Annotated in this window: 20 protein-coding genes; 10 read left to right on the top strand and 10 right to left on the bottom strand. The window is 68.6% G+C overall.

Annotation, left to right across the window (positions count from 1 at the left end):
• From VFZ09_RS31035 to VFZ09_RS31010, 6 genes are all read left to right on the top strand, one after another.
• Window positions 1-1,537: hypothetical protein (locus tag VFZ09_RS31035; protein WP_329731325.1), on the top strand; the 1,537-nt coding region annotated here is incomplete at its 5' end.
• Window positions 1,538-1,624: 87 nt separating this feature from the next.
• On the top strand, window positions 1,625-2,551 hold the full coding sequence (locus VFZ09_RS31030; protein WP_329731324.1) for a DUF2381 family protein: 927 nt from the start codon (window positions 1,625-1,627) through the stop codon (window positions 2,549-2,551).
• A gap of 87 nt (window positions 2,552-2,638) precedes the next feature.
• Entirely contained in the window at window positions 2,639-5,146 is a 2,508-nt protein-coding gene (locus tag VFZ09_RS31025) for a hypothetical protein (protein ID WP_329731323.1), read from the top strand.
• 61 nt (window positions 5,147-5,207) lie between these two features.
• On the top strand, window positions 5,208-6,041 hold the full coding sequence (locus VFZ09_RS31020; RefSeq protein WP_329731322.1) for a hypothetical protein: 834 nt from the start codon (window positions 5,208-5,210) through the stop codon (window positions 6,039-6,041).
• 348 nt (window positions 6,042-6,389) lie between these two features.
• Window positions 6,390-6,716, top strand: coding sequence for a hypothetical protein (locus VFZ09_RS31015; RefSeq protein ID WP_329731321.1), 327 nt, complete (start codon window positions 6,390-6,392; stop codon window positions 6,714-6,716).
• A gap of 43 nt (window positions 6,717-6,759) precedes the next feature.
• Window positions 6,760-6,894 carry a hypothetical protein gene (locus VFZ09_RS31010; RefSeq protein ID WP_329731320.1) on the top strand — a complete coding sequence of 45 codons (135 nt, stop codon included), beginning with the start codon at window positions 6,760-6,762 and terminating at the stop codon, window positions 6,892-6,894.
• A 21-nt stretch (window positions 6,895-6,915) separates the two neighbouring features.
• Here VFZ09_RS31010 and VFZ09_RS31005 read toward each other — a convergent pair whose 3' ends face one another.
• Window positions 6,916-7,617, bottom strand: coding sequence for a hypothetical protein (locus VFZ09_RS31005; protein ID WP_329731319.1), 702 nt, complete (start codon window positions 7,615-7,617; stop codon window positions 6,916-6,918).
• A 105-nt stretch (window positions 7,618-7,722) separates the two neighbouring features.
• Between VFZ09_RS31005 and VFZ09_RS31000 the strand changes: the two genes are divergently transcribed.
• On the top strand, window positions 7,723-10,020 hold the full coding sequence (locus tag VFZ09_RS31000) for a serine/threonine protein kinase (RefSeq protein ID WP_329731318.1): 2,298 nt from the start codon (window positions 7,723-7,725) through the stop codon (window positions 10,018-10,020).
• 6 nt (window positions 10,021-10,026) lie between these two features.
• Here VFZ09_RS31000 and VFZ09_RS30995 read toward each other — a convergent pair whose 3' ends face one another.
• Together VFZ09_RS30995 and moeB are read right to left on the bottom strand one after the other, a co-directional pair.
• On the bottom strand, window positions 10,027-10,359 hold the full coding sequence (locus VFZ09_RS30995; protein ID WP_329731317.1) for a rhodanese-like domain-containing protein: 333 nt from the start codon (window positions 10,357-10,359) through the stop codon (window positions 10,027-10,029).
• A gap of 12 nt (window positions 10,360-10,371) precedes the next feature.
• A complete protein-coding gene (moeB, locus tag VFZ09_RS30990; RefSeq protein ID WP_329731316.1) occupies window positions 10,372-11,532 on the bottom strand; it encodes a molybdopterin-synthase adenylyltransferase MoeB in 1,161 nt (386 codons plus the stop codon).
• A 201-nt stretch (window positions 11,533-11,733) separates the two neighbouring features.
• Between moeB and VFZ09_RS30985 the strand changes: the two genes are divergently transcribed.
• From VFZ09_RS30985 to VFZ09_RS30975, 3 genes are all read left to right on the top strand, one after another.
• Window positions 11,734-12,120 (top strand): iron-sulfur cluster assembly accessory protein, encoded by a 387-nt coding sequence (locus VFZ09_RS30985; RefSeq protein WP_329731315.1) that lies wholly within the window; start codon window positions 11,734-11,736, stop codon window positions 12,118-12,120.
• 168 nt (window positions 12,121-12,288) lie between these two features.
• The gene (locus VFZ09_RS30980) at window positions 12,289-12,897 is read left to right on the top strand and encodes a DUF7710 domain-containing protein (protein ID WP_329731314.1); all 609 of its coding nucleotides are present in this window, start codon (window positions 12,289-12,291) and stop codon (window positions 12,895-12,897) included.
• Window positions 12,881-13,024 (top strand): hypothetical protein, encoded by a 144-nt coding sequence (locus tag VFZ09_RS30975; protein ID WP_329731313.1) that lies wholly within the window; start codon window positions 12,881-12,883, stop codon window positions 13,022-13,024. Before VFZ09_RS30980 ends, VFZ09_RS30975 begins: the two co-directional genes overlap by 17 nt.
• On the opposite strand, the gene VFZ09_RS51745 is transcribed toward VFZ09_RS30975, so the two are convergent.
• From VFZ09_RS51745 to VFZ09_RS30945, 7 genes are all read right to left on the bottom strand, one after another.
• Entirely contained in the window at window positions 12,991-13,521 is a 531-nt protein-coding gene (locus VFZ09_RS51745) for a Mov34/MPN/PAD-1 family protein (RefSeq protein WP_414640768.1), read from the bottom strand. The genes VFZ09_RS30975 and VFZ09_RS51745 overlap by 34 nt on opposite strands.
• A complete protein-coding gene (locus VFZ09_RS30970; RefSeq protein WP_329731312.1) occupies window positions 13,508-15,271 on the bottom strand; it encodes a ThiF family adenylyltransferase in 1,764 nt (587 codons plus the stop codon). Before VFZ09_RS30970 ends, VFZ09_RS51745 begins: the two co-directional genes overlap by 14 nt.
• Before the next feature lie 65 nt (window positions 15,272-15,336).
• A complete protein-coding gene (locus VFZ09_RS30965) occupies window positions 15,337-16,425 on the bottom strand; it encodes an SMODS domain-containing nucleotidyltransferase (RefSeq protein WP_329731311.1) in 1,089 nt (362 codons plus the stop codon).
• Between the two features lie 60 nt (window positions 16,426-16,485).
• Window positions 16,486-17,910, bottom strand: a complete 1,425-nt coding sequence (locus tag VFZ09_RS30960; RefSeq protein ID WP_329731310.1) for a hypothetical protein — start codon at window positions 17,908-17,910, stop codon at window positions 16,486-16,488.
• Window positions 17,907-18,503, bottom strand: a complete 597-nt coding sequence (locus VFZ09_RS30955) for a hypothetical protein (protein ID WP_329731309.1) — start codon at window positions 18,501-18,503, stop codon at window positions 17,907-17,909. The genes VFZ09_RS30960 and VFZ09_RS30955 overlap by 4 nt, the downstream gene beginning before the upstream one ends.
• Window positions 18,504-18,552: 49 nt before the next feature.
• The gene (locus VFZ09_RS30950) at window positions 18,553-21,522 is read right to left on the bottom strand and encodes a CHAT domain-containing protein (protein ID WP_329731308.1); all 2,970 of its coding nucleotides are present in this window, start codon (window positions 21,520-21,522) and stop codon (window positions 18,553-18,555) included.
• Window positions 21,522-22,067: an RNA polymerase sigma factor gene (locus VFZ09_RS30945; protein ID WP_329731307.1), complete on the bottom strand. Its 546-nt coding sequence runs from the start codon at window positions 22,065-22,067 to the stop codon at window positions 21,522-21,524. Before VFZ09_RS30945 ends, VFZ09_RS30950 begins: the two co-directional genes overlap by 1 nt.
• Between the last annotated feature and the right edge of the window lies 1 nt (window position 22,068).

Genomic DNA, 22,068 nt, shown 5'->3' with positions numbered 1-22,068 from the left:
CGTGCTGGTGCGCGCGGCGGACGGGGAGCCGGTGCTGGTGGACTTCGGGGCGGGCAGCATGCCGGGGGCGCCCCGCGTCACCCGGGGCGCCCTGGCCCCGGGCGACCTGCACCACCGCAGCCCCGAGGCGGTGGCCTTCTTCCTGCGCGACAACCACCCGCCCGGGGAGCGCTACGACTACAGCCCGGCCGACGAGATGTACGCCCTGGGCGTCAGCCTCTACGCGCTGCTGACGGACGGCTACCCCATTGACGACGCCGAGCCGCTGATGCTGGCGCAGATACTCTCCTACCAGCCGGTGGCGCCCGACGCGCTGAACGAGCGGGTACCGCGGGCGCTGAGCGCGCTGTGCATGAGGCTGTTGGAGAAGGAGCCCGGACGGCGGCTGGCGAGCGCCGAGGCGCTGAGCCAGGCGCTGGAGGCGGTGCTGAAGGAGTCCGAGGCGGACGCGGCCTGGGACGTGCCCCTGTTCCCCGCGTGGGGGGAGAAGGACAGCGGCGAGCCGGTGGCGGACGCGGGGGACGAGCCGGACTGGGTGCGGCGCTGGGTGGAGGAGAAACCCCGGCGGGGCAAGCGGCCCGCGCCCGCCCCGGCCGTTGCCCCGGAGCCTCCGCCCGGGCCGGTGCGGCCTTCGTCCACCCCCGTGCCGCTGGACTGGCCGGCCGCCGTGGTGCGCCCCACGGACGTGCTGGCCGCGCTGCTCAAGGCGGCGCTGGTGCTGGGCGTGTTGGTGCTGGCGGGCCTGGGTGCCGAGCAACTGCTGCGCCGCTGGGTGCCCGCGCGCCCGGTGCCCGTGTCCTCCCAGGGCCCTGTCTCCTGGGCGCCGCCCTGGGCACAGCCGACGTGGAGGGGTGGCAACGGTGGTGAAGTGGCGCCCCCCCGCAAGCCGCCCGAAGCTGACGCGGCCATGGCGCCGCCCCCCGCGGACTCCACCCCCGTGGCCGCCGCGCCCCCCGCCGCGCCCCCCGCGGCGCCCTCCAAGGACACCCCTGCCGTGAAGACGCCGCAGAAGAAACTTCGCTCCCTGGCGCGCAGCACCTGTGCCGGACTCACCGGGCTGGCCCTGCAGGCCTGTGCCGGCACGCCGCAGCAGGTGCCCCCCGTGCGTCAGGATTCCCCGCCCCGGCCCGCCGACTGCCCGCCCGGTGCCGTGAAGACGATGGAGGAGCTGGGTATCCGCATCAGCAACACGGCCTATGCATGGTTCCCCCATGAGGGCAGCGCCCAGCGCGTCACCGTGCGAGAGTCCACTCCGATGACGGTGCACTTCGGAAGTAAACCCACCTATCAAGGGCCGTTGCACGTTGGCGAGCTCACCGGGCGGCTCTACCTCGGGCCCGAGCGCGTATACGGCCGCTTCACCCAGGCCCGGGACCTGAGCACCGGCAAGACGTACCCGGTGTGCCTGGAGCTGATTGGGCGCAGCACCCGGTGGGGGGAGCCCCCGGGCGTGGACAGGAAGGATGTCGGCGGCCCCGCTGACGCCGCCGTCGTCTTCTCCAACCAGTCCGTCCGGGCGGTGGAGCGCTTCGAGTAGGCGCGGGCGGCACAGGGGACGGGAGGTGTGGTAGAGGCCAACGCCTCGCGTCACCACGCCCCGCCTTCCCCCGGAGGTTGACTCCCCGTGCCCCTCGTGTCCCCCGTGGGTCTGCTCGCGCTGGCCCTCCTCGCCCCCATCCCCCCGGCCTCCACGCCGTCCCCCGCGGACGCGTGTGAGGCGGCGAGCCCCCAGCTCGTGCTGTCGGCCGAGTCCTCCACCACACCGCCCACGGTGTGCATCAGTCCGGATGTGCCTCTCACGTTGCGCTTCGACACGGCACTCCAGCCCGGGTCCGTGCGGATTCAGGAGCGGGAGCGCTTCGGGGACGTGGCTCCCGGGCAGCAGAACCTCTTGCTGGTGCCCCCGGAGAACCTGGCGGCCGGGGAGCGTTTCCAGTTGGAGGTGTGCTTCGCGGACGGTGCCGCTCCCGGGTGCGCCCGCTTCCTCCTGTTGGCCCACCCGGCGCTGGGTCTGTCTCAGGTGAAGGTGTTTCGCCAGCCCCGTCCGGTGGCGTCCTTCCAGGAGGGCGAGAAGACAGCCCAGGCCGAGACGCGGCAGTGCCAGGAGGAGGTGCGCCAGCTGCGCGCCGAGCGCGGCGCCCCCGAGGGACTCCGGGGCGCGCTCGCCTCGGGGCTTCTGGGAGAGGGGGGCATTTCCTTCAAGGACCTGTTGGAAAGCATCACCGAGGCCAGGGGCAATGCCCTGAGCCTTCACAAAGCCCGCAGCTACCGCACGGAGGGCCGGGTGGCGGTGGAACTGGAGTTCACGAATCCCGGTACATTGCCCTGGCTGGCGGCGGGCGCGGTGCTGCGCGGGCCCAAGGGCGAGGTGTTGAAGCCACTGCCGCTCTGGCAGTCCGTCCCCTCAACCGACCCTGGTGCCCAGGAGCCAGTCCGCGTGGTGGTGGAGGTGCTGGCCTCGGAGAAGGAGGCCCGGGGCACGTACACCCTCACGCTCTGGGACGCCGAGCAGAAGCGCACCGTCACCCTCGGCCTCATCACCTTCCCGTAGCCGGGCCCGGAGCTCGGCCCGCACGGATCCGGGTAGGCTCGGGCTCTCCATTGCTCGTGGGTGACCCCACGTGTGCCGGAGGGGACCATGTACAAAGCCTACCGACTCCGGAGTCTCCAGGCGCTCGTGGTGGCGAGCTGCCTGTGGTTGAGCCTGAGCGCAGCCGGAGGAGAGCTGAGGCTGGAGCCGGTGACGCTCTCGGTGAAGCAGCGGGCCGAGGTGGACGCCGTCCAGGTGGTGCGTGCGGGCGTGCCGGTGCCCGGGGCATGGGAGGCAGTGGTGCTGCCCCTACGGGTGGTGGACTCGGGGCGGCTGCGGGTGGAGGCCGGGGCGCAGGTGGTGGCCGCGTGTTCCCTGGGCTTTGGCGAGGACGAGCTGCTGCGGGTGGAGCCGCTGGAGGCGGACTCGCACCTGCCCCTGCCGAGGGTGCTCCACCGCGAGCGGGGACGGGAGGAGGTGGCGGTCCACATTCCGGTGGGAGCCGGTGACGGACAGCGCCTGGTGCTCACCTACGAGTGGGACTGGATTCACCAGGGAAAGCCCGCGCTGGTGCGCACCTGGCAGCTGCCGCCCTCCACGCGCCAGGAGCGGCCCACGCGCGGCCCGGTCCCGCCCCACTTCGAGCGCAACGGCAAGGCCTCGCTCGAGAGGGCGCTGGACACCCTGGAGCCCCTGGCCGCCAGTGCTCCCGGCCACGGCCTCACCGTCACCGTGCGCGAGCTGCGGGAGGACATGCGGCGCGCCTTCTTCGACGTCTCGCGCGTGCATGACGCCAGGATGCTGGAGCGAGCCCTGTGGCTGAGCCAGGAGGTGCGGCGCCTGTGGCCGGCTGGCGCCCAGGGCCACCCGGCGGCCGCGAGCGCCCTGGCCGACCTGCGGCAACTGATGCAACAGGCGGCGTATGTCTCGCTCACCGATGCGCGCCTGCTCTTCGGCGCCTCGCCTCCGGCGGCGCCGGAGCAGGCAGCGCGTGTGGCGGCGGGGACTCCTGCCTTCCACGAGGCCGAGCGGGCCTGGGAGGAGGCCGCGCGCCACCTGGAGCAGGGCCGGGAAGAAGAGGCGGGCGAGCAGTGGCTGAGGGCCTGGCGCAAGGCGCTCGAGGCCATGAGCGGGGCGGGGGTGCACTTCCGCCCGGGCCAGGTGACGGACGTGGACGGCGATGGGGTGCCGGACCAGGTGGAGGTGCGTTACGGGGCCAGCCCGTTGTCGGCGGACACGGATGGCGATGGCCTGACGGACGGCTTCGAGCTGCGCTGGGGGGGCGTGCACCTGATGCCGGCCCGCGCGGACACGGACGGAGATGGGACGGCGGATGGGGCCGAGGACGTGGACGGGGATGGGTGGACGAGCCTGCAGGAGCAGGCGCGGGGCACGGACCCGCTGGAGGCCAGCCCCAGCACGCCCAGGCAGACCCGAGCGCCGCGAGGAGGCGCGGGGCATCCGCGCAAGGTGCTGGCCCAGGCAGGGCCCGGGGCTGGCACCGGGAAGGGTCCGCCGTCCGGGACCGCGGCGGACCCGTTCGACACGGATGGGGACGGGCTGGAGGACAGTGCCGAACTGGCCAACGGGACGCCGCCCACGCTGGCGGACTGGGATGGAGGCACGGCCCTGTCGGGCTGGAAGCCGTGCAGGGGAAGCGTGCCGTTCTTCCTGGGGCAGCTGTCCGGAGGCGCCGCGAGCTTCATCCCCGTGGTGGGGTGGGTGGTGGGCGCGCTGGCGGACGTGCGCGACGCCGTGGGCAACGCCGTCAAGGGCGAGTGGGCGGGGGCGGGGCTGAGCCTGGTGGGCGTCATCCCGGTGGTGGGGGACGTGGGGAAGCTGGTGGGCCGCATCGTGGAGTTCACCAGCCAGTACGGGAAGCTGGAGGACATTCTCCGAGTGGTGCTGCTGGCCCTGCCGAAGCTGCTGGGCACGGTGCCGGAAAGGACGGGCGAGGCGGCGCGGGAGTTGGTGCTGGCGGTGCTGAAGAAGGTGAACCCCGAGGGCTTCAGTACGGTGGCGAAGTATGGCGGGGATGAATTCCTCACGCAGGTGGCGAAGCTGGGAGCGAAGTGGAAGAACCTGGCGCGGCTCTTCGATGACCTGGAGAGGAGCGGGCTGTTCACCCAGTACCCGCGCATGAAGGAGTTCCTCGAGGAGATGGTGCGCACCACACCGGCGGAAGTGCTGTATGGCAAGGGGCAGGTGCTGCGGCTCGACGGCCGGGTGACGCTGAGTGTGAAGAAGGCGGCGCTGCGGCCGAGGAATGGGCCCAAGTCCCTGGCGAACATCAGCAAGCACCTGAGCAGCGCGTTGGCGGAGCACCGCTCGTTGAGCGTACTGCCGGGAGACGGGGAGGACCTCATCAAGCTGGGCCATGTGGCGTCCCAGGGGCCGGACCGGGTGCTGCGCAATGGCGAGTTCATCGACGTGCTGGAATGGCAACAGGCTGGACTATTTCTTGGACAAGGCCGGACAGCCGACTGTCAGGCAACTCCTGGACGACCACACGTTGCGCTATCACCTGTTCATCTACGCGCCCAAGACGGCGCTAACGCGAGAAATGGCGGACCTGTTCACGAGCAGTTCCATACGCATTCCGATCCAAGGCCGTGAAGGGGATAAGATTGTCCTCGAGCTTACATGGCATTGGGATTGATTGGTGAGAGGAAAAGAGATGGCTCGACTGCGGGTGCCTGTGAGTTACAAGGGGGGCAGGAAGAAGTGGGTAGAGGACTTGGAGAAGTCCATTCAGGTGCAGACGCAGTACCTGACCAAGGTGGCGGAGCCGGACAAACCGAGTACGCCCATGCGTACCGAGGCTGTTTTCGAGAGTTGGTACGCTCTCGGTCTCTACGGCCATTGGCAGGGTGAGGAAGAAGTGGCTCGGGCTTACTGGGCTCGGGCCGCCTCCCTGGCCCATGCCTACCTGGAGCGAGAGATGCCTGCCCTTACCTCCGAGCGGGCTCCCAACTACGCATGGTTGGCAAGGACTGCCGCCCTCGCCTCTGCGCTCAGCGGCCAGGAGTCTCTAGCATGTATTTTCTTCTCCCATGCGGAGCGGTTCTCCACCGGGCTCGTGACGGGTCAGGAGCCGCGGTCCGCCGACCCGGGCGCGGTGCTGGATGACATGGGACTTCAGCCCCTCCAGCGAGTCTATAGCCTCATCCGGCTGGGCCGGATGTCGGGCTTCCATGGGCTCATCTTCCCGGAGCCCAACAGTGACGAGGCCATATGGGTCCAGACCGACATACACGGATTGATAGGGACGGCGGAGCATTGTCTCGCTATCGGGCGCCGTAAGCGGCTCGAGGTCTTTGCAAGTGAAAGAGGGTTGCCTCCCCTTCTGCGGGCACTCGTGGCGGCGCTCGAGGGCCATGGGTCCCAGGAAGCGGCGCGTGAGGCGCTGGCCGCGTACGAAAGGAGCATACGAAACATGGCGGACTTCCGCCGCATCTACCCGGTGGTGCTGGACTTGAAGGCCGCCTTCCCCGCCCTCTTCAACGCCTGAGCCCAAGCCGTTTTCACAGGACCTGCTCCACGGCAACGCCAGGAGCATTCCCATCCAAGCCCGTGAAGGGGACAAGATTGTCCTCGAGCTGACATGGCATTGGGATTGATTGGTGAGAGGAAAAGAGATGGCTCGGTTGCGGGGGCCTGTGAGTTACATGGGGGGCAGGAAGAAGTGGGTAGAGGACTTGGAGAAGTCCATTCAGGTGCAGACGCAGTACCTGGCCAAGGTGACGGAGCCGGACAAACCGAGTACGCCCATGCGTACCGAGGCTGTTTTCGGGAGTTGGTTCGTGCTTGGTCTTCGCGACCACTCCCGGCCTCGGACGCCGAGTTCGCGGAGGCGGTGGTGTACGAGGTGGCGGTGGTGGAGCCGGGCCGTGGAACCACCCGGCCGGTGCCGGTGAGCCGGGCGGACTTCCAGCGCGCCCTGCGGCACATCGCCCACCAGGTGCAACACGAGGGCAAGAGCCCGCGCGAGGCCGCGCTCGAGTGGCTGAAGGGACAGGTGGAGCAGCACCCGGAGTGGGAACAAATGAGCGGGACGTGGGTGGCCGAGGTGGGCAAGGGCCGCGTCCTCACCCTGGTGCCCAAGGACGAGGACAGCCGGTTGGTGGGGGAAGTGGCGGCGCGGGTGCGGGCGCTGCCGGGTTACGGCCTGGCGAGCGCGCAGTAGCGGGCGCAGGGTCCAGTGGCCGGGGCGGGTCGGCCGTGTCGTCATGGCGCGCCTGCACACCCAACCGCCCTCCACCCAGGCCCTGACCTATCACGCCCCTTCCCTTGCCAGGCAGTTCGAGACCACTCCGGAGGCACTCAGGGCCGTCATCGAGCAGTTCGACTTCCTCGTCTACTGACAGGCGGTCGCCGCGTTTCCGCTATGAAGAGGCCGGCGGTTCGCCCGTGGACGACGGCGGAGCGGAGTCCGGAGAGGGTGCCCCGGACTCCACCAGCGCGGGCGGCGGTTCACCGGCGGGTGGTGCATTGGCTCCCGTGAGGGCGGACTGGGGGGGGGCAGGAGTTTCCGCGGCCGGGGCCGGCGGCGTGTCCACGGGTGGGGAGGGCTCGCCTGGCCGCTCGCCGCGCAGGAGGCCGCGCACCGTGTAGCCAAGCAGTGCCAGGCACCCGAGGCCGAGCACGCCCCACCCGAGCCGCAGGGGCAGCCGGGACGCCTTCACATGGAGGGGCGCATGGAGCGCCTTGTGACGGGTGGTCCGGAAGCTCACGTCGAGCAGGTGGGGTCCGTCGTGCTCCGGGACGAAGGTGGCCTGCCAGTGCAGCGCGTCCTTCTTCACGGTGAGGCTCTGCCCGTGGGAGGCTCCCTCCTCCCGCAGGGTGATGATGAGGGGCCCGTCGAAGTCCTCCCCCTCGAAGCTGCCCACCTGGAGGCTGACCTGGAGCGGCTCGCCCTCCCGGGGAGTGGCGGGGCGGATGCTGCCCTTGAGCTGCTCCTCGGTGTCCGACCAGGAGAGCGTCAGCAGGTCGTCCCGCGCCTCGACGTCGATCCGATCCGTGGGGTCCTGACCCAGGGGGGCGGCCCCGGCGGTGGCCAGCCACAGGGCGGCCATCAGAGGAAACACGCGGATTCCTGCGGGCCGTCTTTGCCTCGCCCCGGCCCGTCGCCTAAGATGAGCCGCTCTGATGTCTTCCACTTCGCGCTTGCTCCCCCCGGCGAGCAACCCGGGATGAACCCTCAACTTTTCGGGAAATATCAGCTCCTCAAGAAGCTCGCCACCGGCGGCATGGCCGAGGTGTGGCTGGCGCGCCAGAAGGGCATTGAGGGTTTCGCCAAGAACGTCGTGGTGAAGCGCATCCTCCCGCACCTCGCGGAGGATCAGGAGTTCGTGGGCATGTTCGGCAACGAGGCGCGCATCGCCGCGCGCTTCAACCACCCGAACATCGCGCAGGTGTACGAGTTCGGCGAGGCCAACGGCACGTACTTCATCGCCATGGAGTTCATCCACGGCGAGGATCTCGGCCGGGTGATGCGCAAGGCGTACACCGCGGGCGGGTGGATCGCCCGGCCGCTGGCCATCCGCATCGTCGCCTCGGCGTGCGAGGGCCTCTACTACGCCCACACCCGCACGGACGACAACGGCAAGCCCCTCAAGGTGGTGCACCGCGACATCTCGCCGCAGAACATCCTCATCAGCTTCGACGGCTCGGTGAAGCTGGTGGACTTCGGCATCGCCAAGGCGGCGGACCAGGCCACGGCGACGAAGTCGGGCGCCATCAAGGGCAAGTTCGCCTACATGGCGCCGGAGCAGGCCTCGGGCAAGCCGTTGGATCACCGCGCGGACATCTTCGCCATCGGCCTGGTGCTCTACGAGCTGCTCACCGGCACGCGCCCGCTCAAGCGGGAGTCGGAGCTGGGCACGCTGCAGGCGGCCATGGAGTGCAACATCCTCCCGCCCTCGCAGGTGGCGGATGTGCCGCCGGAGCTGGACGAGGTGGTGATGCGCGCGCTGGCCAAGGCCGCGGATGACCGCTACCGGGACGCGCGGCAGATGCAGCTGGCGCTGGAGGAGTTCCTCGTTGGCCAGCGGTGGGTGGCCGGCTCGGTGCAGATCTCCGAGCTGATGGAGACGCTCTTCGCGGACCGGCTGGACGAGGAGAAGCGCAGCGGCAATCCGGAGCCTCGCGGCGAGGAGTCGATGTCCGCGATGCCCGTGCCGCCGGAGCCTCCGCCCGAGGAGCCGCCGCCCCGGAGCAGCTCGCAGCCGCGCACCGGCACGCAGACGAACGCCGCGGAGATGAACTGGGAGGCGCCGCCGGGCGACATGCAGCCGCGGCGCACCGGGACACGCGCCGGGGTGGTCAACAAGCGCACGGAGTCCGCCACCCTGCCGATGGAGGACGTGCCGGAAGTGCAGGAGTGGGAGGCGCCTCCGGCCACGGAAGTGCCCCGCCGCCGCACGAGCAACGAGGCCCCGCGCCGCACCAACGTGGGCTCCACGTCCGTGGCGCGCATGCCCAGCCGTCAGGACATGACCCGGGCCGGTCCCGAGGCCGCCGTCCCGCGGCGCGGCACCGAGTCCTCCGCCGTTCGCCGCTCGGGTGTCCGGCCCGCGGAGCCGGCAGAGGACGAGGATGTGCCTCCGCCTCGGCCCTCGCGTGGCTCCGTGGCCGTCAACCCGCGGGCCCGCCCGTACGAGGACGACGACGAGGATCCCGAGCGCACGATGTTGCCGCCGCCGCCGGAGCCGGAGCCCGTGCGCCGCCGCACGGGGATGGGTCCGTCCGCCCAGCAGCAGCCCGAGCCGACTCCCAAGCCGCGCCGCACCAGCAGCCGCACGGAGATGCCCGAGGCGCCCGCGAATCCCCGCAGGCGCTCGGCCCTGCACCCGGTGGAGGACGACGAGGCCGGCTCCAAACCCGCCCGGCGGGGCCTGTCCCTGCCCCCGCTGAAGAACCTGCTCGGCGTGTTCGTGGCGCTGTCGCTGGTGGGCCTGGCCGTCATCTTCCGCGGGCCCATCCTGGACATGCTCGGCAGCTCGGCCATGGACGGGCAGGGCATCTACCTCAACGTCGAGTCCAACCAGCGCGTGCAGGTGTCGGTGCGTCACGGCATCCGCTGCCGCAGCTCCGAGCCCATCTCCGTGCTCGGCTTCACGCCGCTCAGCCGCATGGGCGGCGCGCACGTGCAGGACACGCTCATCCTGGAGAACAAGGAGCAGGGCATCTACGAGGAGATCGAGGTGCCCTTCGGCGAGCCCCAGGAGACGAAGTCCATCGAGCGCACCTTCCAGATGGGCTACTTCCGGCCCAAGCTGACGCCGCGCAATGTCTCGGGCATCGAGATCTACCGCGACGGCCAGAAGCTCGGCCTGTACCAGCCCGGGTTGAAGCTGGAGCTGGTCGAGGGCACGCACCACCTGATGCTGCAGGGGACGTCGCTCAAGGAGCCGGTGCAGGTGGATGTCGACGTGAAGGCCCGCGACATCACCGACAAGACGGTGGACCTGACGCCCTACCTCCGGTAGCGGGCGTCAGTAGCGCGGCAGGCTCGGGTCCACGGCGCGGGAGTAGAGGTCGATCCCCCCGCGCAGGGACACCGCGTCGAGGCCGCGCGAGAGCAGCCAGGCCGCGCCGTCCAGGCTGCGCACGCCGTGGTGGCAGTAGACGACGATGCGCCTGCCGCGGAAGGCCTCCAGCTCCTCGGTGCGCTCCTCCAGCTCGGGCAGGGGGATGAGCACCGAGCCCGGGAAGGCCACGTAGGCGTGCTCCTGGGGGAAGCGCACGTCGAGCAGCACGGGCCGCGACTCGGGCGGTCCGGAGAGCTGCTGGGCGAGGGTGGCGGGATCGATCTCCGGGATGGGCACGCGGGGACTCCTTCAGGCGGACGAGGCGCAGAACCGTTCGTAATCGATGAGCTCCACGCGGGCGCCGGGCGCGCACACGGGGCACTTGGGGTCTCTTCGCAGCTTGAGCTCCTGGAAGCGGGTGCCGAGCGCGTCGAAGGTGAGCAGGCGGCCCACGAGCGGCTCGCCCACGCCGAGCAGGAGCTTGAGGGCCTCGTTGGCCTGGAAGAGGCCGATGATGCCGGGGAGCACGCCGAGCACGCCGGCCTCGGCGCACGAGGGGGCGAGCTCGGGAGGCGGCGGGGCGGGGTAGAGGCAGCGGTAGCAGGGGCCCTGGCCGGGGACGAAGGTGGTGACCTGGCCCTCGAAGCGGAAGATGGAGCCGTGGAGGTTGGGCTTGCCCTGGATGAGGCACGCGTCATTGAGCAGGTAGCGGGTGGGGAAGTTGTCCCCGCCGTCGAGCACCAGATCGAAGCCCTCGAGGATGCGCAGGACGTTGTCCGAGGTGAGGCGCTCCTGGAAGGGGACCACCTTCACGTCGGGGTTGAGGGCCTCGAGGGCGGCGCGGGCGCTCTGCACCTTGGGCTGGCCGGCGCGCTCCTGGGTGTGGAGCACCTGGCGCTGGAGGTTGCTGAGGTCCACCACGTCCGCGTCGACGATGCCGAGGGTGCCCACGCCCGCGGCGGCGAGGTAGAGCGCGGCCGGCGAGCCCAGTCCGCCCGCGCCCAGCAGCAGCACCTTGGAGGCGAGGAGCTTCGCCTGACCTTCCTCACCGACCTCGGGGAGGATGAGGTGGCGGCGGTAGCGCTCCTTCTGGGCGGGGGAGAGCACCACGGGCTTCTCCACGGGGTAGTGGGCATCGCTCCAGCGGTTGAAGCCCCCGGCGAGCGAGGCCACGCGCGTGTAGCCCATGTGCTGAAGGGTGCGAGCCGCCAGGGCCGAGCGGGTGCCACCGGCGCAGTAGAGGACGAGCTCCTCGTCGCGGGAGGCCTTGTCCTCGATGCGCAGCTCGAGGAAGCCGCGGGGGATGTGCACGGCGCCGGGCAGGCGGCCACCGGCGTACTCGTCGCCCTCGCGCACGTCGATGAGCTTCACGGGGGTGCGCGCGTCCAGCAGGCGCTTGACGTCCTCGACGGAGACCTCGCGGATCTCCTTCCTGGTGGCGGACAGCAGCTCGCGGAAGGTGGCGGACATGGGGGCACGTATAACCCGGGCGGAGGCCGCCGGGGGCGGGCGCTCGCACCGAGGGCCTGGGAGCGGGCGAGGGGACTGGCACCCGCATCCACGAGGGGACAGATTCAGACAGTGGAGGGGAGCCGTACCCCTGGAGCAGGTGGAGCAGATGGAAATTCTGGCGCCGGGCGTTATAAGGCGCCTGTAAGGAGAGCAACCTACATGGACACGACGACCACCCCCGCTTCCAACACCCCCGTTGCCCCGCAGGGCGAGCCTTCGAGCCCGGTGCGGCTCACCGCGGCCGCCGTGGCCCAGGTGAAGAAGGTCATCCAGGATCAGGGCTTCCAGGACTACTTCTTCTCCATCCGGGTGGTGCCGGCCGGCTGCAGTGGGCTGGGCTACGACCTGAACCTGGTGCGCGAGATGAAGGCGGGCGATCTGACCTGGGAGCAGGACGGGGTGAAGATCGCGACGGACGCGCTGAGCAACAAGTACCTGTCGGGCACGGAGATCGACTTCGTGTCGAGCGTGACGGGCGCGGGCTTCAAGTTCAACAACCCGAACGCGAAGTCCTCCTGCGGCTGCGGGACGTCGTTCTCGACCTGAGTCACTCCTCCCTCTCCCCTCGGGAGAGGGTCGGGGTGAGGGTATCCGTCCCGGTGTTCCAACCCGTGGCGGTGAATCCGGGGTGAGGGAAGCCGCTCCACCGAGCGCCCCTCACCCCTTTTTTCTTCATGGGAGCGCCCCATACGCCGGCTGAGCTTTCCCATTGTCATGCCCTACGCAAATCACGAGCCCGTGGTGGGGTTTCCGGCCACGCGGAGCGCACTGAGTCCCCTGGGAGATCCGGGCTTCATCGAGGACGACCACACCCGGACCGCGAGTGGGCGTGAGCTGTGGTGGGCCTTCGAAAGGGAGGACGGGCAGCGCCTGAGCCTGATGTGGGCTGAACCCATCGAGTACGCCACGGTCATCGCCGATCCTCCCGAGCCGCAGCGGGTCATCCCGGCCCTGCGTGAGCTCGGAGTGGAGGCTTCCTTCGAGCTCTGCCCGCTTCCGGAGGAGTTCTCGCCGCTGCGGCATGGCCACGCGCGAGGCGCCGTGTGGCTCTTCACGGGCGAGGGCTCCGCACAGCCGACGGCGGTCTTCTCGCGCAAGCAGCTCGCGGACGCGTGGCTGGCGAAGAATCGCTTCTCCGGAACGCTCGTCCCGTACCCGCTCGACATGTCCCGCTACGAGCATGACAGGAGCTGGGGGCGGGTCACCCTGCCTCCGCCCGGCTCCGAGGAGGCCCAGCGGTACGTGGGCAACGTGGGGGAACGAGTACTTCGAGGGCCGGCAGCTCTCGGGCACGGAGCGCTGGCAGTTGTGGCGGCAGGATGACAACGGCTCGCGCTTCCTGGTGGACGGTTTCGGCAGCCGGGCCGAGGCGATGAAGGCGCTCCAGAAGATGGAGAGCGCCGTCCACAAGCAGGGCTATTGGCTGGAGCTCCAGCAGGGAGCGAAGTGATCGGCAGGGCTTTGGATGAGCTGGAGCGGGACGGCGGTCTGCCCCTTGGGAACGACATGGGCACTGATCAACCACTTTCCAGCAGGGTCCCCTCCCACAATGAGCAGGATGGGCTCGGGGCAGCGGTAATCGGCGGTGCGTGCGATGCGCCCGAGTTGCTGGAGGTCCGTGTTGCTCGGTACTGGCGGAGCATAAGGGTGGAAATGCCACTCGCCCAGGTAATGATCGCCACGTGCGGTCCACCGGCGCTCGAGCCACTTCTGGAGGCCTCTCGTTCCACGCTGGAACGAGCTGGGCCCACGAACCGAGTCTCCGGAAGGGCCGGATGCGGCACTCACTCGGGCACAGTCGAGTGTGGCGGAGTACCCACCGACAAGGATGCCTCCTGTCTCCAGCATTCCAGACGAGCGGCACAGATGCAGGAGCCGTTGGACCGTGGCTCCTGGAACGTGCACTCGGAAGCGTGCATCCGCTGAACGGAACTCAAGAGCTGGCATGCGCTTCAACAGGGGGCACATGAGTGACTCCACGAAAACAGCCATCGTCTTCCTGGCGCTCATAGACATCGAGGCGCGCCGCGGGGCGCGTGGCCGTGGCCCGTACCAGAGCCTTCACCGCGATGGCGGCGGCCAAAGCCACGTCATCCGCTCGGGCTGGGAAGACAGGGTGCCAGCAACCGAGTCCCTCTCTGGGCAGCGCGGTGCGCCGGAGTTCCTCGTGCTCTCTTTGGAGCCACGATGCGGCCTGCTTCCAGAACTCACCCGATGGGAACGCGGTGTCTGTCGCGCTGAAGCACAGCAGGCGCTGCGCTCCCACACCAAAGGAGGTGGAGAAGAACAGGCGAGGCCCGTCCCAGGTGTGCTGGCCCAGCACCTCGAGGACCTCGTCCGAGGCCGTACAGTCCAGGATGGTGTCGCACCGGGAGACGAGCCAGTTGCTCCGAGCTGTCTGTTCGTCCAGGCGCTCCGGGATGGCGTGAACCTGCAGGTCTGGGTTGAGGTGACGCAGGCGACGTGCGAGCGCATGGGCCTTGGAGTACCGCACGTCCATCACATCCAACGTGTGGCGGACGAGGTTTCCCGCCTCGAGGACTTCCCCATCCATGATGACCAGGCGGGAGACTCCACCGCGCACGAGCAACTCCGCCATGGCTGAGCCGAGTGCCCCCGCCCCGAGCAGCAACACCCAGGAACTCCGCAGCGGTTTCGGCAGCGCACCTCTGCTGCGCAGGTCCTCGGGTGCCCAGTTGTCGGTGCGGAGCCATTCGAGAGGGAGCGATCGCTCGAACAGTTGAACCTGGTCATGACGCCAGTACGCTTGCTCGTGATGTCGATAGCCGCGCGGAGCCTTTTTGACATGGGCGAACATGGGCAGTCGAAGCGCCCACCAGTGCATGCGCGCGTTCGGCCCGCCCACTTTCTGCGGAATAGGAAAGCCGATGAGACACAGGTGGCGTTCGCCGTCGCGCGATTGCGAGGCGAAGGCTTGAAGCTCCTTGCGCAGGTCCAGTCCCCGGGAGCGAAGCGCCTCCTCCAATTCGGGCCAGGAGGTGGGGGGCGCGTAGGGAGGCAGGACCGGGAGCGAGTCACCTCGCATCCAGGGCACGCGAAGGCGTTTCCGACGAGGCCCCGCGCGGAGCAGGTCTCCCCATTCGGGTGACAAGACACGGCGGCCGTCAAGCGATGAGAACGCCTTCACCGCGAGCAGCCGCGGGTTGCCGGGGACAGGGCTCAATTCCACCCATCCCCGGCGCTCCGGGCTCTCCGTCCAGATGCCGAGCGTCTCAGCCGTTTCGCGGACGACCACCTGCGGGCTTCCTCCCGTAGGCAGGTCGGGCAGTTCGAAAGCATGGCCCGGGGCGAGAAGCTGGCCCCGGGCCGCGGTTTCTAGCCACTCTCGCGTACCCGCGACGTGCCACGAAAGCCGCGCCTCCGCGCTCCGTGGCTCTTCCGCGCGCGTCCTCAATCCGAGCGATGCCAGTCCTGTCTGCAGGCACAGTCGCCCTTCCCTCCAGGGTCGAGTCGCCGGCCCTGGTCGGTTCAGGCGCTGGTGCGGATGCGTGTCCTCGATGCCCCCCTTCTTGGAAGGGAAGATGTCGATCCGTCCCCAGGGGTAGTTCTTGTCGATGAGCACGTACCAGTCCGTCCACTCGGGAATGCAACTTTCCGAGGTGTCTGCCCGCAGGCGAAGGGGTAGGACCCAGCACTGCTCCTGCTGATCCCAGGACACCTCGGCGAGCAGCTCCACTCCGGCTACTCCATCGAGAGCGCGGCGGCCCACGCGGATCTCGTTCGTCAGAGCGGGAGCACCTCTCATGCGAACCTGCTGCTGCTCACGACTCCCGGTCCTCCCTCATGCGACGTGAAGCCCACCTTGGTGGAGGAGCCGCCCCCCGGAGCCTGGGGGAACTTGTCGCCGAAGAGCTCTCGCCACAGCGGTGCTGCGGTCTGCACATCCGGTGCCTCGAACGCCTTGCGCGCCGTCTTCGCGGCGGCCACCACTTGCGTGTGGAACTTCGCGAAATCCTCACCGTCGATGCGCGCCAGGACGTTCTGGTCCACACCCCGGTCAGGTGCGTAGGGCGCTTGGTTGTTGGCGGCATGGAAGGCGTAGCGTTGGCTGAAGCGCTCCAAGGTTCGGACCACGCCCTCGGCTACGGAGGAAATGCCGTCCGGGCAGCAGTTGCCGATGAGGTGCTCCAGTGGGTAGCTCTTAGGCCGGTCCGGCAACTCACTGGCATGGACGAGCCGCCACCACTTGAGAGCCTTCACGACGTTGACGAAGTGCCCTGAGCACCGGGCATTCTTCTGGCTTGTCCAACTCAGTTGCACCAGTGGGTGGGTGTCCTGCCATGTGCCAAGGTCCCGGTCCGGAATCCGCAAGGGTTCCGTCTTCCACTGCGGGGTGCCGTCCGAGGCTGTCTTCACGATCGGCTGCGTCTCGTCCTCGTCGAGGCGGAGGATGTCTTCGCTCTTGGAGAAAGAGCTGTAGACGCCAGCCTCGGCTTCCACTGGCGCGGCGGTGATGACGAGGTCCATCTCCACAGTGGACATCTCAATGCCGAAGGAGCGGCCCTGCTGGCGATACTTGCCCTTGTAGTGCTTCTCCAGAAAGGGCTTGAAGCAGGCCATGGCCTCGACGGGTGTGAACTCGGACTCCTTCATGCGGGTGACTACGATGAGGTCGACATCCGCTCGCTTGCCGTCCTTTGGCCGGACCGCCGTGCGGCGCTTGTAGCTGCCCTGCAGGAAGATGCTGACGAATCCTGTCTTGAGTTCCTTATCCGATTCCAAGCGCTCCTTCAGCTTGGAGTGCCCGTTGATCATGTCGGCACGCTGAGCCGGCGTCGGGCGGATTTCCTTGAGGAAGTCAGTGAAATACGAGGGAAGTGGAAGTGTCATGGCATATGGAATACGAATGGCGTGGCGTTTATTACCTGCACTGCCATCCCTTCCCGCAGCTCAGCGGGAGGGCCGATCCACGAGCCGCACCGCCGGATCTCCCAACAGCGTGTAGTGGGTGACGTCATGCCTCTCCATCCACAGGTAGGCCCGCTCCTCCACCTGGGGGGCTTGAGACTGGCCGGAGGCTTCGGCCTGCGCGTCTGCCTGATAGTGCTTCCGCAACTCACGGTCCGCTTTGGCGGCGAAGCGTGACAGAGATTGGAGCGCCAGACCCGCCCGGTAGCCTTCCACCAGGCTCGCAAGCGCTTCCTCGAGCCGGTTGACATGTGACTGCCCATTCCGGGGATCGTGAAAGGCGCAGATCCATGCGTGATCCAGGTGGCCGATAACGGCGAGGGGCCCATCGGGATTGGCCAGTGCCGCCTGGGGCAGCGCCGCGATGAAGGGCCTCGCCTCCAGGGGGCGGGAGCGCTCGATGCTCTCCAGCTCTCGTTTGGGCATCAGGCCTGACCGCACGAGTTGCTCCATCCAGGGTTGGTACACGCTCCGCGCCGGCGTACCCGCGCCGAAGCAGGCGAAGTAGAACCAGATGCCTCCCGGAAGGAATGCTCCCTGGCGAACCTCCTCGGCCGTCAGCACGGTCCGGTTGCCGAGCCACATGTTGCCCTGTTCCCGCCGCTGTTCTTCCGCGCTCGCCCAGCCCGAGAGCGGCCCCCCGACGCCATGACTCAACGTGAAGAGCAGGGCTGGTTCCCGCGCTCCGGCCAGCTCCATCAGCCGCCCCTTGGAGCCTGCTGACAGTTCCTCCGCAACCACACTGCTCGCCGGAAAGAATCCCTGCGAGCGCGCCGCCGAGCAACGTCGTGCCGCCGGAGCGGTGACGAATTGATGGCCGCTCAGTATCTGGGGCGATCTGTCCTGCGCGGTCAGTAACAGGGCCCGGGCCTTTCGAGGGCGCGTTGCATCCTGCTCACGCGCCACCACCTTCGCGACATAGGCCGCGTAGTCCTCCTCCCGCTCGAAGGGCAGGCGTCCCACGAGGCAGGAGCCATCACCCGTCAATTCCTCTTGTAGCTCCATCGAGAGGTCTTCTGGCGTTCCGGCGAGCAGGACGTAGCGGGCGTGCTCCCGCGAGGACCGGGACGTCGGGTACATCTTTTCGTCCACGAACTCGCGAGCCTTGCTCATGTCCATCCCCGGCGGAGCGGGGTAGACATCCACCTTCCGGCCCTGCTCCTCCGCACGGCGCTCGCACAGCGGTGACAGGATGCGCTCGAGGCATCGGCCTCGCCTGGTGTCGGGAACCACGAGCGCCCATCGCTGTTCGCGCAGCGAGTCGGGCTCGGCGGACATGTTGTACAGGTGGGTGGGCTTTGGCAGGGGCGCTGGAAGTGGCGCTCCCCGCAGCGACTCCGCCGTCAGGGGCGTTTCGAGGACGGGCTGCCCATCCCCCGCCCGCGCGAGCAACAGTTGCAGTGTCACTTCGCCCCTCCAGGCACTCGCTTGTTGAAAGGAGGCTGACCATGCGTCACCCGGGCTCCCTCCGACTTCACCTGTGCCACGAAGCGGTCGAGCTGCGTGTGCGTTCCCCGGACTCCGAACATGACCTGCTGCTGGCCATCCAGTGCCCCATGGGCGATGAATCCGCCCTGCTCGTGCTGTCTGACGATGTAGATGTGCCGTCCTTCCTTCGGATATCCCTCGAAGAAGGGTCTTCCATCCCACGTCGAGAAGTCCCGCGCCTCGATGTTCTCGCTAGGGTCTCCCACGAAACCAGGCCGGCTGGTGTCGTTCGCTTTGTCTCCTCCCGTGTTGGTGTCGAAAGGAGGCAGGCCGCGCGTCACCCGGGCTCCCTCCGACTTCACCTGCGCCACGAAGCGGTCGAGCTGCGCGAGCGTCCCCTGGACGATGAAGATGACCTGCTGCTGGTCATCCAGTGCCCCATAGGCGGTGAATGTCCCCTCCTCACGCGATTTGACGATGTAGACGTGCCGTCCTTCCTCTGGATGGCCCTCGAAGAACGGCGAGCCATCCCACGTCGAGAAGTCCTGCGTCTCAAGCGACTCACCCTGCATTGGTCCCTCCCTGCTCCACTGTGGCTGTGCGTCATGCGGCAGCCGCTCTTCACTCGAAGACGAGGACTCCGCCGATCCAGTCGACGTCCTTCCCCTTGCGCAGCCACTCCAGGCGTTCGTCGCGTGTGGCCATGCTGGGAGAAGCGCCACCGCGGATCCGCTCGCGCACGGCACCGAAGAAGGCCGACGCGTCTTCATTCGGGAGCGGCTGCGTCGCCGCCAGCACCGTGCGCGCCCCCGCGGTGAGGAAGGCATTCGGCAGGCTGCCATGCTCGTGCAGAGCCGAGGTTCCCCGCGCGGCCTCGCAGGCCGCCAGGACGACGAGCGGCGCACCCGAGAGCTTCAAGCCGCGGATGCGATTCTCGTACAGCTCATCGCCGCCGTCCGGGGCAGGGGCCAGCAGCAGATAGGCCGTGTTCGAGCCCGGGTCGATCTTCCCGTGGGTTGCCAGGTCGATGTCCGTCGCCTCGGGCATGGCCTCCAATACGCGATTCGGCGTGGCGTCCAGCTCCCGCAGGCTCCGGAGCTCCGTTCCCGTCGCGACGCGAGGAGACCACGTCAGGGCGGGCTCACTGCGCTGCTCGTCGTACCGTACATCGCTCACCACGAGGTGAAGGCCGCGTTGCGCGGGAGGTTGTGGCGCGGTGGCCCGCGTCAGGTAGCGCCAGGCGAACTCGGGCGGAAGAAGCCCCGCACGCCCCTGCAAGGGAGGCCGTGCCAGGACATCCACAGAGGCACAGGGACGAAGGGCCTCCACCATGTCTTGGGGCACCACTCCCGCGAGGCTCGTGGGGTCGAATCGCGTGACCCGCATCGGTGTGTAGCGGCCGACCCACTGTCCATCCGCTCCCCGCGCCACCACCAGGCTGCGCTCGGTATCCTCGGTGAGTGCGAGGACGCACCGGCCCATGGCGGCGAAGCCCAGCTCCGTGCCGAAGCGACCCAGAGCCGCGGCGAAGTCGCCCTTGGCGGCATCGGCGAAGATGAGGGACGTGTAGCTGTACGTACGCGCATGCCTGGCTGTGACGTCCTCGCGGGTCGCGGACCCCGCCTCGTGGATGGCATCCTCCAGCAGCGCACGCCCCCTGACTGCGTCCACCTCCACCAGGAAGCGCCCCCGGAGGAACGTCGCATAAGCTCGCTGTCCCTGGGTGTTGCCGGGCTCCAGCGCCAGCGTCTTCTCCACGGCTTCCGCGTCCCGGGGGGAGCGGCGCGTTCGGGCCACATCCACCAGTGCTTCGATGCCATGCCTCGTGAGCGGCAGTCCGACCTCCAGCGCCTTGTCCAGCTCGGCACGCGCCTCATCCAGTTCGAGTGCCTGAATGGCCAGGTGGGCGAGGTTCTGATGAATGTTCCTCAGGATCTTCCGGTTGCCGTCGGACATGAGGAGGGCCTCACCAAAGTAGGCACGGCCCAGCGTGACGTCCGACGCCAGGCGCGCGGTGTTCCCCAGCGTCTGCAACAGCATCCGCTCCTGATCCCATTGGGCCCGCCGGGCCTGTGTGAGCGCTGCGCGTGCGTACCGCTCGGCATCGATGAGGTGGAAGAGCCAGCCGGACACATGGGCCAGGTCGTTCTCGACGTCGACGCACCGGTAGACCAATTGATTCCGGGTACAAAGCTCGAGTGCCTTTTCGAGCAGCTTCTGCGCCCGGTCATAGCGCTCCAGTTGCTGCTCCTGCGTGGCCTCCTGCTGGAGCCCCAGCACCTGGAACCAGGGATCCGGGCTGACGCGGGTCCGCTCCACGAGCGTGCTGGCGTATTGCGGAAGGCGCGGGACCGCGTACGTGAGCGCGCCCAGGGCGATGTCGTCCTCTCCCGAGGCGAGAAAAGTCCGGAGCAACGTCTCCTCGTCACGCGAGTCCACTTTTCCCGCCACCAATTGGGCGTATTGCGCCGCCAGGGGCGCGCGGACGGAGAAGTTGCGTGCGGCAACGCGCTGGACGTAGTCCTGGAGCACGGTGCCGCCTCCCGAGATTTCATCCAGCTTGCTGGCGAGGGGAAGGAACGCGCGCACCTCCACGGCGGAGGTTCGGGCACGCACGGCGTGATAGAAATCCCGGCGCATCAGCGGGACGTCGGCGTAGGCGAGCGCGTCAGTCAACGCGGGGACGCCATGGGAGATGAGCTCGAATCCCGCGTTGTCAGCGGCCTTCCAGCGCTCCTTTCGCTGCAGCGCGACGGCGAGCCGCTGCCTCCTGTCACGGGCCTCGTTCCTCCATTGCGCATCCGGTTCGGTGCGTTCCAGCGCCTCGAGGTCTTGCATGGCCAATAGAGGCAGTCCCAGGTCCCGGTACACCAGGGAGCGATTCCACAGGGCCTGGAGATGTGTGGGCACCCTGCGGAGCACCTCATTGAACAGACGGAGGGATTCCCTCAGCTCCGCTGTCCTGCGGGAAGCATCCAGGGCACGGGCGTCCAGATAGTGTGCTACCCCCAGGTCGCAGAGCACGTTCGCGTCCCACGTGCGCTCGCTCTGCATCCGTTGCAGGACGTGCTTCGCGCTCCAGGTGTCGGGCCTGCCACCGGCGAGGTAGGCCGCGACGAGCTGAGGCAGGTCTCCCAGGGCCTCCAGTTGGCCCATGACGGCATTGGAGGGCTCGGTCACATTCTGGGCGGGAGCCGTGCCCATGAAGGACTGGGCCATCGGACGGTAGGTATCCGCCTGGGGATAGGTGACGCGCGCTTCCAACGCCCGTGCCTGTCGCGCCCACAACTCGGGCACGGCTCGCGGTGTCGGCTCGTTCGTGAGGCGCGGGATGAGCATCAGCACGGCCACGACGGAGAGCACCGCCGCACCGGCCGCCAGCCACCGGTTCCGGGGAATGACATGCCATGGCACCTCGACCTGGCCGTGCCGCTCGAGATAGCGCCTGCCGAGTTGTTCGAGCTGTAGCAGCCGGGTCAGTTCCGACTGGCATCGCTCACATCCGGCCAGGTGCTGGCCGAAAGCCTGGGCGTCCGCGGGCGGGAGCTCTCCATCCGCGAAGGCCTGGAGTGAGTCGCAGGGCGTGGACATCAGTGGGTTCCCTCATCGAGGTAGGGCTTGAGCAGCTCGTCGAGCCTCTGGCGGGCGTCGAACAGGCGCTTGGCCACGGCTCCAGGCGAAACGCCCAGCTTGTGGGCGATCTCCTTGTTACCGAGGCCCTGGGCGCGGAGCAGGAAGGTGAGGCGCTGCTGCCGGGGCAGCTTGTCGATCGCCCAATCGAAGCGCTCTTGGGAGATGCGCTCGTACGTGTCCGAGTCCGCTTCCTGCGCCAGGGTCCAGCGCGTGATGGTTGGATCGTCTTCCGCTTTCTTGCGGCCCATGGCGCCTCGGAGCAAGTCACAGAAATGATTGTTCATGACGCGGATGAGCCAGCCGTCCGCCCGTGTGTCATCGAGTTCGCCCAACGCACCGCCGAATCGCTCGATGAAGCGCAAGAACGTCTCCTGCACGAGGTCCTGGGCGTCGATGCCCACGGCGCCGCGGCAGAGTCTCTGGGCAATAGGCGACAGCAGCTTTTTGCACCTCGCGTGCCACTCTTCGAAATTGCTGGCCACAATCTCCCCGGCGCTCGTCATG

Source organism: Archangium sp., from assembly GCF_036277355.1.
In the GTDB taxonomy this organism is placed as follows: Bacteria; Myxococcota; Myxococcia; order Myxococcales; family Myxococcaceae; genus Archangium.
This window is presented reverse-complemented; position numbering and strand designations above follow the sequence as displayed.